12 protein-coding genes (1 of these 12 running past the window's edge) are annotated in these 15276 nt (G+C 35.4%); 8 read left to right on the top strand and 4 right to left on the bottom strand.

All coding sequences use genetic code 11. The features are described 5' to 3' along the window. Positions 1-131: 131 nt before the first annotated feature. Together CPHY_RS17760 and CPHY_RS17755 are read left to right on the top strand one after the other, a co-directional pair. Positions 132-347: a small, acid-soluble spore protein, alpha/beta type gene (locus CPHY_RS17760; RefSeq protein ID WP_012201424.1), complete on the top strand. Its 216-nt coding sequence runs from the start codon at positions 132-134 to the stop codon at positions 345-347. A 5-nt stretch (positions 348-352) separates the two neighbouring features. Next, positions 353-1300 carry a diacylglycerol/lipid kinase family protein gene (locus CPHY_RS17755; protein ID WP_207635921.1) on the top strand — a complete coding sequence of 316 codons (948 nt, stop codon included), beginning with the start codon at positions 353-355 and terminating at the stop codon, positions 1298-1300. A gap of 179 nt (positions 1301-1479) precedes the next feature. Here the strand turns inward: CPHY_RS17755 and CPHY_RS17750 are convergent, their stop codons facing one another. After that, entirely contained in the window at positions 1480-2625 is a 1146-nt protein-coding gene (locus CPHY_RS17750; protein WP_012201422.1) for an ROK family transcriptional regulator, read from the bottom strand. 318 nt (positions 2626-2943) lie between these two features. Between CPHY_RS17750 and xylB the strand changes: the two genes are divergently transcribed. The 3 genes from xylB (at position 2944) to hslO (ending at position 6570) form a co-directional block, all read left to right on the top strand. Then, positions 2944-4410 (top strand): xylulokinase, encoded by a 1467-nt coding sequence (xylB, locus tag CPHY_RS17745; RefSeq protein WP_012201421.1) that lies wholly within the window; start codon positions 2944-2946, stop codon positions 4408-4410. A 388-nt stretch (positions 4411-4798) separates the two neighbouring features. Further along, positions 4799-5626, top strand: coding sequence for a class I SAM-dependent DNA methyltransferase (locus tag CPHY_RS17740; RefSeq protein ID WP_012201420.1), 828 nt, complete (start codon positions 4799-4801; stop codon positions 5624-5626). Positions 5627-5691: 65 nt separating this feature from the next. After that, on the top strand, positions 5692-6570 hold the full coding sequence (gene hslO / locus CPHY_RS17735; RefSeq protein WP_012201419.1) for an Hsp33 family molecular chaperone HslO: 879 nt from the start codon (positions 5692-5694) through the stop codon (positions 6568-6570). A gap of 232 nt (positions 6571-6802) precedes the next feature. Here hslO and CPHY_RS17730 read toward each other — a convergent pair whose 3' ends face one another. Then, positions 6803-8263 carry a phospholipase D-like domain-containing protein gene (locus CPHY_RS17730; protein WP_012201418.1) on the bottom strand — a complete coding sequence of 487 codons (1461 nt, stop codon included), beginning with the start codon at positions 8261-8263 and terminating at the stop codon, positions 6803-6805. Between the two features lie 381 nt (positions 8264-8644). Here CPHY_RS17730 and CPHY_RS17725 point away from each other — a divergent pair, with 381 nt between their 5' ends. Continuing rightward, a complete protein-coding gene (locus CPHY_RS17725) occupies positions 8645-9499 on the top strand; it encodes a FlxA-like family protein (RefSeq protein WP_012201417.1) in 855 nt (284 codons plus the stop codon). A 328-nt stretch (positions 9500-9827) separates the two neighbouring features. On the opposite strand, the gene glmS is transcribed toward CPHY_RS17725, so the two are convergent. Further along, positions 9828-11672 carry a glutamine--fructose-6-phosphate transaminase (isomerizing) gene (gene glmS / locus CPHY_RS17720; protein ID WP_012201416.1) on the bottom strand — a complete coding sequence of 615 codons (1845 nt, stop codon included), beginning with the start codon at positions 11670-11672 and terminating at the stop codon, positions 9828-9830. Positions 11673-12102: 430 nt separating this feature from the next. Then, complete coding sequence (locus CPHY_RS17715) at positions 12103-13122, bottom strand: asparaginase (RefSeq protein ID WP_012201415.1); 1020 nt, start codon at positions 13120-13122, stop codon at positions 12103-12105. A gap of 320 nt (positions 13123-13442) precedes the next feature. Here CPHY_RS17715 and CPHY_RS17710 point away from each other — a divergent pair, with 320 nt between their 5' ends. Next, a complete protein-coding gene (locus CPHY_RS17710; protein ID WP_012201414.1) occupies positions 13443-14660 on the top strand; it encodes an NAD(P)-dependent oxidoreductase in 1218 nt (405 codons plus the stop codon). A gap of 30 nt (positions 14661-14690) precedes the next feature. After that, on the top strand, positions 14691-15276 hold the 5' portion of the coding sequence (locus CPHY_RS17705) for a hypothetical protein (protein ID WP_012201413.1). 41 nt of this gene lie beyond the right edge of the window; only the first 586 of its 627 coding nucleotides appear in the window; its start codon is at positions 14691-14693; its stop codon lies beyond the right edge, outside the window.

The following is a 15276-nucleotide window of genomic DNA, read 5'->3' as shown; positions in this document are numbered from 1 at the left end:
GTTTACTGTAGGGTAAATTGGATATACTCCAAGAGGGTATTAGGTACCCAGTAATTAGTAATATAGGGGAAATGACACCTTTTAGGGATTGACATTTTCCTTGTGTTGCAACACAATAAGGAGTATATTGTATGGGAAAAATAAGAAAACCAATTGATATGTCAAAAGTTAAACCGGAAGATATGTTGAAGTATGAGATTGCAAAAGAACTAGGACTTTTTGATCAAGTACTTCGTGAGGGCTGGGGGTCTTTGTCTGCAAAGGAAACAGGCCGTATCGGTGGTATCATGACAAGAAAAAGAAAAGCTATGGAAAAGCAAATGATTGATACAATCAAGGAAGAATAGAAAGGTTGACGTATAAAATGCGAAGAAAGATGTTATTTATCTATAATCCAAATGCAGGTAGAGGTAGAATACGTACGAAGCTTTCACAGATTCTAGAGATATTCTTAAGGACAGATTGTGAAATTGTAATATACCCAACCAAACAAAAAATGGATGCCAGAGAGATAGCAAAGGAATATGCAACCAAAAACGAATGTGATGCCATTGTATGTTCTGGTGGGGATGGAACTTTGAATGAGGTAGTAGGAGGACTTATGGAAGTTGGTTGTTCGTTACCGGTTGGCTACATACCTTCCGGTACAACAAATGACTTCGGCTATAGTCTAAATATTCCAAAGAACATGGTGAAGGCTGCTGAAATCATTGTAAAAGGTGCTACCTTATTATGTGATGTGGGGTCAATGAATAATTCGTACTTTACTTATACAGCAGCATTTGGATTATTTACAGATGTTTCTTATGATACTCCACAAAACTTTAAGAATGTACTTGGTCGTATGGCATACATTTTAAGTGGTATCAGTAAACTTCACAGCGTTAAGGTTTACCATCTTCGCATTGAGCATGAGGACGAAGTCTTAGAGGATGATTTTATTTATGGCATGTTAGCGAATTCGAATTCGATCGGCGGTTTCCGGGGGATAACTGGATCAAAAGTACTGCTAAATGATGGATTATTTGAATTAATCTTAATTCGTAGGCCAAATAATCTGGTTGAGCTAAGTGGTATCATCAATGATTTGGCGCATAATGTACTCACTGGAAAGAACATATATTATCATCGTGTCCATTCTGTTAAGATTATTTCAGAAAGTGACATGCCTTGGTCCTTAGATGGGGAATATGGTGGTACTACAACGGAAGCAAACATTGTAATACATAAAGAAGCCATACCTTATATCTGTGACCGTTCGGAATTGCTCGAATCAAAAGAAACGTTAGAAATACTATAATAATATTTAAAACAAGACGCATAGGTAATTCTAACATGAAGATATGATCTTTATGTTAAAATTTCTTATGCGTCTTTTAGTTATAACAATGAGGCTATTTAGAATCAAACATCATAAGCTCTATATAAGAAATAGAGGGAAAATAACCATTTTATAATAAAACCTATATTAGTTATACATTATGATGGATTCTTGACTCCTAAGCTTAGATTTTTAATGCCAAGGAAGTTTTTAACCAATACCGTAATACCACCAAGTAGTATGGAATGATCTTTTAAGTTGGAGGCTATCAATGGAATTTTATCAACTAACTTGTTATTAACTTTTTTTGCAATCATCTCAGCTAATTCCGGATAAGCATTGGTAAATGCACTATTAATGATGATAATCTCTGGGCTAATTGTATTTTGTAGATTATTCACGCAAACTGCCATGTAGTTTACAAAATGCTCCATCACTCCCATAGCCTTCGGTTCTTTTTTCTCATAAGCTAACAACAAATCATCTAGTGAAGCATCTTCACTATACTCTTTTAATAGCGCACGTTCCGAAGCATATTGTTCGAGGCAGCCTTGATTTCCACAAGGACAGGTACGGCCATTCATAACTACGATAGTATGACCAAATTCACCAGCATTTCCATGATATCCAGTGTATAATTGTTTATTTAATATAATACCTAAACCTACTCCAGAGTGAATACTAAGGTTTGCAAGTGAAGTATAAGTTTCTGGGAGATAAGCTTTCTCTCCTAGTGCAGAAAGATTTGCTTCATTTTCCAAGAATACAGGGACACCAAAATAGCTACCTAATTGTTCTGAGAGGTTAATGCCATTTAAATTGTAATAAGGGGTAAATAATACCTCGTTTTGATGGACAACACCATGGATACCAATTGCAATACCAATGAGACCATAAGGTGTTTTTTCGTATTCAGATTCCATAGATTGTATGAGATCAATTAACACTGGTACTAAGTTTGATTCTGAAGGTGTTTTGATTTGTTTGACACTGCGCTGTTCCCCTTTTAGATCTGAGATCATACAGGAGATTCTAGAAACTTCAATATCAACGCAAATTGCATAACCAGCTTTTTTATGAAAACTTAATAGAATTGGTTTACGACCGAGCCCCGTATCTTCACTTCCGATTTCCACAACTAATTTATCATTAATAAAATCACTAACGATAGCAGAAATAGTGGCTTTGGTAAGTCCTAATTTCTTCGAGATAGCAGCACGAGAGATAGGCTCATTTTGTATAATAGTTTCAAGCACTAGCTTACTATTAATATCTCGTATAAGTTCTTTACTACCTAAAACCATGATAGAATTTCGTCCTTTCTTTAAAGTGTCAGATCTTTCAATTTCTATCAAGGAAACCGTAAGAATCTCTCTTGACACTCGTTTTGTATATTGTTATGATTATACCATAATTATATTGTTTAGTAAATAAACAATATAATCTTACGGGAGATGTCCTCCGCTTCTAAGCGGAGCCAACAGCTTAATCTCAATGGATGTTCGAGCGCCACTGAGTTAGTTGCGAAGCTGCTGTAAGGTTACGAGGAAGTAGCGAAGCGGATTCTGGGTACCGCTTAGCAGAGCTAGTTGAAATAAGATAAAGTGTATGGGAGGTAGCAGATGTATTATATTGGTGTGGATTTGGGAACTTCTTCTGTGAAGCTTGTGTTGATGAAGGACAATGGTGAAATTACAAAGGTAGTATCAAAAGAATATGATTTATTCTTCCCGAAAACTGGATGGTCGGAACAAAATCCAGTGGATTGGTATCGTCAGAGCGTTGCAGGAATCAAAGAATTAATTAGTGACATTAAGAATGAAGAAGTTGCTGGAATTAGTTTTGGTGGACAGATGCATGGACTTGTTATCTTAGATAGTGATGACGAAGTACTTAGACCTGCAATTCTGTGGAACGATGGCAGAACAGGAGAAGAATGCGATTACTTAAATAATGTAATTGGAAGAGAAAAAATCTCTCGCTACACAGCGAATATGGCACTAACTGGTTTTACTGCTCCCAAATTATTGTGGGTTAAAAAACATGAGCCTGACATCTTTAATCGAATAGCAAAAATCATGTTACCAAAGGATTACCTTGCATATCGTTTTACTGGAGTTCATTGTACGGATGTTTCAGATGCGTCTGGTATGTTATTATTTGACGTAGAACATAAATGTTGGAGCGATGAGATGATTGAAATTGTAGGCATACAGAAAAATCAACTCGCAAATATTTATGAGAGCTATGAAGTGGTTGGAACGCTTACGAGTACCGCTGCAGAAGAATTAGGACTTACAACTGAAGTTAAGGTTATTGCAGGTGCTGGTGACAACGCAGCAGGAGCAATTGGTACTGGAACAATAGAACATGGTATGTGTAGTGTGTCTCTTGGAACCTCCGGTACAGTATTTATTGCGTCTGATAATTTTGCAGTCGATGAAAATAATGCACTTCACTCTTTTGCTCATGCAAACGGTAAATACCACTTCCTTGGATGTATGTTATGTGCAGCATCTGCAAATAAATGGTGGATGGAAGATGTCTTAAAAACGAAAGAGTTTGCAAAGGAACAGCAAGAGATTGGTGAACTTGGAGAAAATGAAGTTTACTTCCTTCCATACCTTATGGGAGAGAGAACTCCTCATAACGATCCATCAGCACGTGGTGCATTTGTTGGTATGTCAATGAATACAACAAGAGGAGATATGACGCTTGCAGTTTTAGAAGGTGTTACATATGCACTTCGTGATGCAGTTGAAATCGCTCGTTCTTTTGGTGTTACAGTAGAACGTGTCAGATTAATTGGTGGTGGAGCAAAGAGTGACCTCTGGTGTAAGTTAGTAGCTAATATCTTAGATGTAACAGTTGAAAAATTAGCTTGTGAAGAAGGACCTGGATATGGTGCAGCAATGTTAGCAGCAGTTGGTTGCGGTGCTTATGCGACAGTATCTGAGGCAGCAGATAAGTTAATTCGTGTTACAGATACCATTCATCAAGAGCCAGCTTTGGTGGAGAAGTATAATAAGAAATATGAGGTATTCCGTGAGTTGTATCCAGCGCTAAAACCAGTATATCGTATGCTGTAAGATTAAGTACTTAAGAAAATTATTTGGATGTATTATTAAAATCAAAATTATAATTAGGAAATTTTGTATTGGAATAATACATATATGATAGATTACATTTTCTAGAATACATTGAAGCAACAATGGAATAATGTTATAATAGGGGCTGTTGTAAAGTTTGGTATGAAATATTGATACCACTTTACTTCAGTCCTTTTTGATGGTTTTGATGGTATCAAGATGATATTAGATGACATCAAGATGTCATCTGGAAAATCAACTGCTTTTTAGGGATGGGACTGATTTTGGCAGGGAATAAAACTCCTGTTTAAATACTATGTGTGTCAAAAGGGAATGAGAAAGCAGCGATAGCGATATAGAATACCCTTTTACTGGGAGGAGAACTAGAATGCAAGCATATACAGGTTTTGCTGAAGTTTATGATACATTTATGGATAATGTTCCTTATGAGGAATGGTCAGAGTATCTTGCTGGTTTATTAAAAGAGTACGGAGTGAAGGATGGTTTAGTACTAGAGCTCGGTTGCGGTACTGGAAGTATAACCAGAAGATTATTTGAACGCGGGTATGACATGATTGGAATAGATTTATCAGAAGACATGTTAGAAATTGCAAGAGAAAAAGATATGGATGTAGGATATTCCTTTGACGATATTTTATATCTGAATCAGGATATGAGAGAATTTGAGTTATATGGAACTGTTTCTGCAGTGGTTAGTATTTGTGATAGTATGAACTATATTACAAAACCAGAGGAGCTTAAGCAAGTCTTTCGTTTAGTGAATAACTATTTAGACCCACAAGGAATATTTATTTTTGATATGAACACAATTCATAAATACAGAGATATCCTTGGAGAGACAACAATTGCAGAGAATCGAGAAGATTGCAGTTTTATCTGGGAAAACTTTTATCATGACAAAGAAGCAATCAATCAATATGATATTACAATCTATAAAAAGACGGAGATTGAGCTTGAGGATGAGGAGTTAGAATCAACAACTTCACTCTATGAACGTAATCTTTATCAAAGATGGGAGGAAACTCATTATCAAAGAGCTTATGAGCTAGAGGAAATAAAAGCATTATTAATCGAAGCAGGAATGGAATATGTGGCTGCTTACGATGCAATGACTAAGAATGCGCCATCCGAGGAAAGTGAGCGTATTTATATCATTGCACGGGAGAAAAAACAAGAGAATAAGTTTTATTTGTAAAATAATAATAATTTGAAATCACAAACTGAATATTAGAAAAAAACAGTGAAGAAATGAGGAAAATGATGAACGATTATATAATACGTGCAACCGCAGCAAATAGCCAGATACGAGCATTCGCCTGTATTTCAACGGAAATCGTTGAAACTGCAAGACAGGCTCACAACACAAGTCCTGTTGTAACTGCAGCCCTTGGAAGATTACTAACTGGTGGAGCAATGATGGGTAGTATGATGAAGGGAGAAAAAGATCTCTTAACATTAAAGATTGCATGTAGTGGACCAATTGGTGGATTAACTGTTACTGCAGATGCTGGTGCAAATGTGAAAGGTTATGCGAATCAAAATGTAGTAAATCTTCCTCCTAGTCCAAAAGGAAAATTAGATGTTGGTAAGGCACTTGATATCGGTGTTCTTAGTGTGATTAAGGATATGGGACTAAAGGAGCCATATGTTGGACAAACTGATTTAGTTACAGGTGAGATTGCAGAAGATTTGACTTATTATTTTGCAACCTCAGAGCAGGTTCCATCCTCAGTAGCACTTGGAGTATTGATGAATCGTGATAATACAGTACGATGTGCAGGTGGATTTATCATTCAGTTATTACCATTTGCAGAAGAAGAAGTAATTGAGAAATTAGAAAAAAAGATTGGGGAAATTACTTCAGTCACTTCGATGTTAGATAAAGGTATGACACCGGAAGAAATCTTACAGGAGTTACTTGGAGAATTTGGTCTTACTATCTTAGATAAGATACCAACCAAGTTTACTTGTAACTGTACAAAAGAGCGTGTGGAGAAGGCTATTGTAAGCATCGGAAAGAAAGATTTACAAGAGATGATAGACGATGAAAAGCCAATTGAAGTAAATTGTCATTTTTGCAATACGAACTATGAATTTTCAGTAGAAGAGTTAAAAGATATAATAACTAGAAGCAATTAATTTAAGTTTATTATCTTAATTATATAAAAAAAATAATAATAAAGAAATAATAAAAAAATAATAATAAAAAAATAATAATAAAAAATAATAAAAACGAAGGGGAATGAGATGTTATCTCACTCCTCTTCGTTTTCTTATCCATAACAAGTGAATTAGCTTGCTAATACATTTGCTTCGTAAATCATATATTGATTAATTCCTTTAAAAGTCTATATAACCAAACTATTTACCTCTATAATAAATAGCGAAATAACTGAAATACAGCAGAGGTAATGTTATAAAGCATCTTCTTACCGGTTGAAATTTTTAGTGGAATGACATTTCCGTTGGTTCCATAGGATGCATCTTCATGTACAGGAAGAGACTTATCTTGCATCGCATACATATAGGATTCTAATTGTTTGTTAAACTCAGTACCATGTACGACAAGCATTACTTCGGTATCCAGATAAGCACTTCGCATATCAACATTAAAGGAACCTATAATAGATATGTCATCGTCAATTAAAATAGATTTATCGTGCATGGAGTGTTCTCCTTGAAATTCAAAAATCTGCACGCCTGTTTTGATAACTTTTCGTTTATTGAAGGTGTAATCTGAAGATGCCATGACATTATCGCCGCCAGCGGTAGAGTTAATGAGCATTCGAAAATCAGGTACCTTGTTGCTGATTTCATTCATATCCTGATACATAGTTGAGTCTAGGACAGCATATGGAGACTGAATATAAACACGTTTCTCTGCATTTTTCATTAGCTCCGCCATCTGATACCAGATATGAGGTTCTTTTGCCATGATATGAATAGGATTTGTAATTAAACTAACTTTATTTGTTGGAACAGTTAATGGAACATAATCAACTTCGGTAAAAAGCTGAGGTCTGGATGTTTTTAAGTCCTGATAGATGGAACCTAGAGTTTCATAAGCCTTTGAAACCTTATTGTTCTTATACCTTGGAACCCGGTCAAATACCGGTTCACTCATCTTATCATTCCAAATTGTTTCGAAATAACTCCATACTTGGGATAGAACACTTTCATCATTTCTACTTGTTTTAGCCGCAGTATTATATACGAGGATATCTCTATCATAGCTTAAGACATTGGTATTATACTCACCAAGAAAATAATTTGAGATATTTCTGCCCCCGAGGAGCAATAAAGAATCATCTACAATAAGGTATTTATCATGTAGTCTGCCATTTGCTGTCCATGGTTTTAATAAGTTAAGAATATTATAATAGCGAATTTCAACATTTTCCTGCGTTCCAAGAGCATAATAAATTGGATCAGATCCCATATCGATATTACCTGTAAGTCCATCTACAAGAATTTGAACTTTAACACCACGATTAGCAGCAGCTAAGACTGCACTAGCAATTTCCTTACAGCTGCGGTCATGCTTTATGGAAAAAGAAGAAATTGCAATCTTTTCTTTGGCTTGATTAATCATATGTATTCGAACATCAAGCGCATCTTGACTAGTTTCCACTATAGCAGCACGATCTACCGATATGGTATCACTATAAAAAGCGTTTAAATTAACACTTTGCTTAAATTCTTCACTAACTTTTGGTGGATTTGCGAAGGGGATGGTAACACTGATGATAACATAAACTAGATAGAATATTAGGACGGACAAAATACCATATCGTATTTTCTTTTTTCGGGATAGATTTTTGAATTTTTGCATAATAACCTCTATTCTAGCGCCAAAGCGCCTATCTATAGCAGTAACTACGTGTGTTAACATATAGTACCTACTATAAAATATTGTAATATATTCTAATTCATTCTCACATTTATTAAGGTATCAAATTATTCAAGACAAGAAAAAGAAAGCGAGCTTTTTCTTGTTTTTAGTAAATCTAAGTTGTCATAATAGTTCATTATAGTTAGACACATAAAAAAATACAATTAAAATTCGATAAAAAATCCGACATAGGATATTTAGATAATGAAAACGCCTATGTTTTTATTGAAAATGGTTAATTTTTACTAGACGGTGCCGATATGTATGATATAGTTTATATTTGGTTACCAGAAATTAAAGAGAGAAAGATAGGTGTTATAAATGAATATAGGTGCTACGCAAGGTTACTCTTATTCTTCATCACTTGCTTTTGGGCAAAATCAATATACAAATGGTTTAGGAATACAAGAATCTAATAAGAGCAAGGAAGAAAGAAGCAGCATTAATGCAGCAGAATTAAGTTTTAATAAGCAGGGAGATTCATTCTTAGAGTCCTTAAGAGAACAGTATAAAGGGTATCAGGAAGAATTAAATTCATTGAGTGCGAATGAAGAAATGACACCTGAAGAAAAACTAGCAAAGAGAAAAGAAATACAAGAACAGATCGATGATATAAAAAGTCAAATAGCTTTAAGGCAGCAGCAATTACAGCAGCAAGAAAAAGAAAATGCCCAAAAAGAGATTGAAAAAAGACAGAGAGAATCAGCATCCAATAATAAAGATATTACAGAAGAGGAATATAGAAATCAGTTACATCAGAAATTTCTTACAGAGGCATCCAATGTTATGTCGGAGGTTGGTATACATAAACGATTAAAAGTAAAGACAGAAGGAGAGTTAAGGGTCGCTTCCATAGAATTGAAATCATCCATGGCAAGGTCAGGTGGAGCTAGCAAGAGTCTTACTAAAAATGTGTCCGAAGCGAAAAAAAGATTATCCCAGAATGATATAAAATTGAGTGAGAAACTCGGAAAATTAAATGAGCTTGCGAATGCTCAAAAAGATGAGTTGAAGAATCAGGAGAAGGATTCTAAAAATTCTATTTCTTTAAAAGAGAAATTAGAAGAAACAAAAGTAGCAAAAGAACGCATGTATAGGAATAACTCTGAGATAGAAGAAAAAGAAGAGAAACGAATGGATAATAGGTACGATAAACATGTAAATGTTCTTATATAATAATAAGTAATAGAATGATATTAGATGAAGTGTTATTAAGATATTCAATTATAAGCATGTAAAAAGAGATATAAAATATAAAAGGCTAAAATATAAAGGTTTAAGATATAAAGGGATAAAATATAAAAGGTTAAGATATAAAAGGTTTAGATATAAAAGGCTAAAATATAAAGGATGTTAAATAGATAAAGATGAAAATAATGAAGTGCACCTCAAAATGATAGATATATTTTATCTAACATCTGGAGGTGCACTTCACTTTAATTATCAACACTTTTATATATAACAAGGAAAAGTTTGCGAAGCGTAATTTTCATGTAACGAAAATTTATTCCACTGTCACGGATTTTGCTAAATTACGCGGTTGATCAACGTCTAAACCACGGGAAGCAGAAGTATAATAAGCGATCATCTGTAAAGCAACGGCTGCAGCATATGGAGCAAAAATATCCTCTGTAGCCGGAATATCAATACGAAAATCATAAAGGGAGCTTTCGATTACTGCATCCTTAGTTGTAATACAAATAACCATAGCACCTCTTGCACGTACTTCTTTCATATTAGAAACCATCTTCGATAATACGTTTGACTGGGTAGCTAATGCAATGACAGGAATACCTTCCGTAATTAAGGAAAGAGTACCATGTTTTAGTTCACCAGCAGCATAAGCTTCAGAATGAATATAGGTAATTTCTTTTAGCTTAATAGAGCCCTCGCAAGCAAGAGCGGAATCCATACCACGCCCTATGAAAAATAGATTTTCTGTATGGATAAGTTCCTTGCTAATTTTTTTGAAGTAGTCAGCCTGTTTTAATACTTCTTCAATTGACAGTACAACATCATACAATTTTTGTAGATAATTCGATACTTCATTCTTAGCAAGGCAACCTTTTGCATATGCAAAACGGAAAGCTAAGATATAAAAGGCAGAAAGTTGAGCAGTGTAAGCTTTGGTACTTGCAACTGCTATCTCTGGACCTGCATGAGTATAGAATACATAGTCGCTTTCTCTTGCTATAGCGGATCCTTTGACATTTACTATGGATAGAGTTTTTGCTCCCATCTCATGAGCAAGTCTTAATGCCGCTAAGGTATCCGCAGTTTCTCCGGATTGTGAAACTGTAATTACTAGTGTATTCCGGTCCATAATTGGATCCTGATAACGAAATTCTGATGCAATATCAACGGTTACAGGAATACGTAGAAGGCGTTCTAATAATACTTTACCCATCAATCCTGCATGCATAGCAGTCCCGCATGCTGTAATGATGATACGATTGATATCAGAAAATAAGGAATCCGGAATATTATCACAAGTTAAATCTGGAAGAAGATATTCTTTTTTGGAATCTTCTCCTGTATACTTTTTGATTCTAGGAGCAATCGTTCGCGTAATTGCTTCTGGTTGTTCATAGATTTCTTTTAGCATGTAGTGTTTAAAACCATTCTTTTGAGCGGCAGACATATCCCAAGTAACACTTAGCATTTCTGGTTCTACGCGCTCCTCATTTAAATCGGTAAGCGTAATAGAAGTCTTGGTTAGCTTAGCGATATGAAATTCAGGCAATATGAAATAATCCTTCGAATAACGGAGCAGTGCTACCATATCCGAAGCGACTACGGAACCTTGTTCTGTGCTGCAGGCAACAAGTGGGCTGCCTTTTCTTATGCAGTAGATTACATCAGGTTGATCTGAAAATAAGATACAGAATGCGTAAGCACCTTCCAATTTGTCAACAGCTGCCTTAATCGTTTGATAGGCATCACCGTAATATAAACTATCGATAAGCATTGCAGCTATTTCGGTATCTGTTTGAGAACTTGGTTGGCGTCCGCCGAGTTTAAGCTCATGTTCTAGCTCGTGATAGTTTTCAATAATACCATTGTGAATTAAAGTAACCTTTCCACAGGAATGTGGGTGAGCATTTACTTCGGATACTCCACCATGAGTAGCCCATCGGGTATGCCCAATACCACAAGAAGATACAAAGGCAGCCGGAACTTTTTCCTTCAATGCGGCTACCTTTCCTACGGATTTGATTATACGAATTCCTCCGTCCATAAAACATGCAATTCCTGCACTGTCATAACCGCGATACTCTAATTCTCCGAGTCCCTTAAGCAGTACCTCGGCCGAATTTAAGTGTCCGGTAAATCCAATAATACCACACATAAAAAATTCTCCTTCTTAATTTAGTTGTCAAAGTACAAATACATTGTTGTTTGATAGTACTGCTGTTGTGCTGCAGTTACCTGCCATTTTTTCAGCACCTTACGCACTCAAACTGTACGAGAGAGCATCCGCCGAAGATTCGCTAACTCCCTACCTCGTTAACCTCTAAATTTCCCGTCCAATAGAGGTACATGGCGCTAATTTTATCTCCTATATGTTCGGAGAAGACATTTCTGTCGGATTATGCCTTGGACTGACAAACAACATTTTACAAGAAAGTAACTGGAAAGTCAACAATTGGCTGTAATAGTAAAATACCTATCTGATTGTGCAAAACTAAATCAATGTAGAGGAACACATAAATTGTTACCTTTCATAAAAATTGGAGTATTCTTTAAGAATACTCCAATATCATCATATGAAATGATGGCTATGCATGTGCAGGTTTATTTAAATTGATTTCCCCCGCATAATTTGTCTGGAACATTTTACGAACTTCTTCTTCATCATTTGACTGACCAAGTGCCCAGATAAGCTTTGTTACAGCGGCTTCTGTAGTCATATCATAAGCTGGAATAACACCCTGCTTTAGCGCTAACTGACCTGCCTGATAGATGGATAAGTCACTTCGCTCGTAAAGACACTGACTTGAAACGACAATAGGAATTCCAGCGTCTACTAATTTCTTTAATTTTTCCATAAGATTACGATTTACAAAATGTAAACCACCAGAGCCAAAGGCCTCAATAACGATGCCCTTATAATTCATTTCTACTAACATATCGAATATCTCAGGGTTTAAACCAGGTGTTAATTTAATTAAAAATACATCATTGCATAGATTTTCTTTATAAACTACTTTACCAGTGATAGGTTGTATGGCATTTGTATTGATATTAAGTCCATTGGCATCTATGGTTGCTACCAGTGGATAATTCACACTTTCAAAGGCATCAAAACCTGTCGTGCGAACCTTTACAGCGCGACATCCTAAGATAACTTTTCTATGAAATGCAAGATAAATTCCTGGGATACCTGTTGCCGCCATAGCAAGCGCATACCGTAAGTTATCTATAGCATCTGTAAGCGGATGTGTAAGTGGTAGCTGAGAACCGGTAAACACCACTGGAATCGGAAGGTTCTTTAACATAAAAGAAAGAACGGAAGTGGTATATGCCATTGTATCGGTACCATGAGTTACTACGATACCATCGTAAGAGTTATGATTATCGTAAATACTTTTTGCAATAAACATCCACTCTTCTGGTTGAATATTGGAGCTATCTAAATTTAAGATGTCCTTTATTGTAATAAGGTAATTTTCTGAAATACCAGCTAGATACCCCCCAAGGTCTGAGCCGTTTAAACCCGGAGCAAGACCCTCACTACTGCTAAGTGAGGCTATCGTGCCACCAGTCGTTAATATTAATATACTTTTCTTTGTATCCATAATTATCCTCTATATTCCTTGGTCCTATTTTGGTTAGAACCTTATTATCACGTTTACTATCATATCTACTATAGAAGATTTAATCTAAATATGCAATGGGTTTCGATACCATAATGTAGAAGAAAAAATAAGTCCTCGATTTCATTCCTAAAAACAAGCAGATGATATCACTAAAAACTTACTGTATTGTTAGAAATTTCATAGTAAAATAATCGAATAGTGTCAATTAATTAACGATTGTTGCTATTTGAACATTTTCGTATATAATAAAATCCGAACGGATATTGTTATTTACTGACCGTAATAAGGAGGGCTTTTTTATGGCAGATCATGTAGTATATGAAGCGAAAAGATGTTTAAATTGTAAGAAACCACTCTGTATGACTGGTTGTCCAATCAGCACACAGATTCCTACTATGATACAAGAATTTTTAAATGGAGGTATTGCAAAAGCCGGAGAAATGGTTTTTGAAAATAATCCTCTTTCTATCGTTTGTTCCTTAGTATGTGACCACGATAAGCAATGTGAAGGGCACTGTATTTTAGGCAAAAAGGGTATGCCGGTACACATTAGTAGTATAGAAAACTATATTTCTAGTACCTATTTTGATCAAATGAAGCTAGACCGAGAAGAGAAGAAGAATAAACGAGCTGCTGTTATAGGTTCAGGTCCTGCTGGTATTACGATTTCTATATTATTGGCGAAAAAAGGGTATGATGTAACCGTATTTGAAACTAGAGAAAAAATAGGTGGAGTTTTACGTTATGGTATTCCAGAATTCCGTCTTCCAAAGAAAATTCTTGATAATTATAAAAAGAAAATGTTAGAGTTAGGAATTAAATTCCGTCCAAATACAACAATTGGTGGTGCAATTGGAATTGATGATTTATTCCGTGATGGTTATTTAGCAATATTTGTTGGTACTGGCGTTTGGAGACCAAATGCGTTACACTTAAAAGGAGAAACTCTAGGTAATGTTCATTATGCAATTGATTATCTTGTAAATCCAGACTCCTTTGAACTTGGGGACTCGCTTGCAATCATTGGCGCAGGAAACTCTGCGATGGATGTTGCAAGAACAGCAATCCGAAAAGGGGTTAAGGAAGTTACAATATATTCTCATCGTGAAGAAATCAAAGCGAGTGTCCATGAAGTAGAATATGCAAAAATAGATGGTGTTAACTTTGAAACTTGTAAGTCTACAGTTGAATTAACTGAAGATGGTCCTATTATGAATACAGTAACCTGGGATGAAGAAGGTAACATGGAAATTGTAGAAGGAAGTGCTAAACTATATCCTTCACAATCTATTATTATTGCAATTAGTCAAGGACCAAAGGATAAGATTGTTTCCACAACAAAAGGTATCGATGTAAACCGAAGAGGATTAATTGTTACGAATGAACAGGGAGAAACCTCACGCCCTGGTATATTTGCATCCGGAGATGTCGTAAATGGTGCAAAGACCGTAGTGGAGGCGGTATATTATTCAAAACAGGTAGCAGAAGCCATGGATGAATACATGAGCAATCTATAATTCATGGAAGTATGCAAAGGAGGATAAGGGATGTTAGGTGTAAGCAACACAAGTGTTATGAACATGGAGAATGCTATTCGAGGTGCAAGAAATCCAATGAATAGCTGGGCAAGAATGGATAGCTACTATAATGATGCACATGAGTATGTTCTAGGTGAAAATGATTTAAATCTTGCGAAGCGTCTATGTGGGGCAGGTAGTGATCACCGTAAATTTATTCGACAGATTCTTGTATCGGTAGATATTACAGCACCAATGTATTGGTGGAAAGAATATGATACTTATAAGGTAGCAACGGTAGCAAACTCTACAAGTACTATGCATAAAATTCATAATAAGCCATTTGAACTTGATGACTTTAGCCATGACCATATGACTGAGGAGTCCAAAGAAAAATTTCAAGCATATATTGATTATATGGAAACAATTCGTCAAAAATTTGTAGAAACAAAAGAGAAGGCGTATTGGTATGATTTAATTCAGCTTTTACCATCAAGTTATAATCAGTTACGTACTTGTACTTTGAATTATGAAACTTTAGTTAATATCTATCATGCAAGAAAGAATCATAAACTAAAGGAATGGCATACTTTATGTGATTGGATAAAAACACTTC

Origin of the sequence: Lachnoclostridium phytofermentans ISDg, from assembly GCF_000018685.1 — a bacterium.
GTDB classification, from domain to species: domain Bacteria; phylum Bacillota; class Clostridia; order Lachnospirales; family Lachnospiraceae; genus Lachnoclostridium; species Lachnoclostridium phytofermentans.
Note: the sequence above shows the minus strand (reverse complement) of the source record. Positions and strands in the feature narration are given on the sequence as shown.

What these genes read in the sequence shown, in the direction of transcription:
- CPHY_RS17710 (WP_012201414.1), top strand. Translation starts at nt 13,443, where the DNA reads ATGGCAGATCATGTAGTATATGAAGCGAAAAGATGTTTAAATTGTAAG.
- CPHY_RS17760 (WP_012201424.1), top strand. Translation starts at nt 132, where the DNA reads ATGGGAAAAATAAGAAAACCAATTGATATGTCAAAAGTTAAACCGGAA.
- CPHY_RS17730 (WP_012201418.1), bottom strand. Translation starts at nt 8,263, where the DNA reads ATGCAAAAATTCAAAAATCTATCCCGAAAAAAGAAAATACGATATGGT.
- CPHY_RS17740 (WP_012201420.1), top strand. Translation starts at nt 4,799, where the DNA reads ATGCAAGCATATACAGGTTTTGCTGAAGTTTATGATACATTTATGGAT.
- glmS (WP_012201416.1), bottom strand. Translation starts at nt 11,672, where the DNA reads ATGTGTGGTATTATTGGATTTACCGGACACTTAAATTCGGCCGAGGTA.
- hslO (WP_012201419.1), top strand. Translation starts at nt 5,692, where the DNA reads ATGAACGATTATATAATACGTGCAACCGCAGCAAATAGCCAGATACGA.
- CPHY_RS17715 (WP_012201415.1), bottom strand. Translation starts at nt 13,122, where the DNA reads ATGGATACAAAGAAAAGTATATTAATATTAACGACTGGTGGCACGATA.
- CPHY_RS17750 (WP_012201422.1), bottom strand. Translation starts at nt 2,625, where the DNA reads ATGGTTTTAGGTAGTAAAGAACTTATACGAGATATTAATAGTAAGCTA.
- xylB (WP_012201421.1), top strand. Translation starts at nt 2,944, where the DNA reads ATGTATTATATTGGTGTGGATTTGGGAACTTCTTCTGTGAAGCTTGTG.
- CPHY_RS17725 (WP_012201417.1), top strand. Translation starts at nt 8,645, where the DNA reads ATGAATATAGGTGCTACGCAAGGTTACTCTTATTCTTCATCACTTGCT.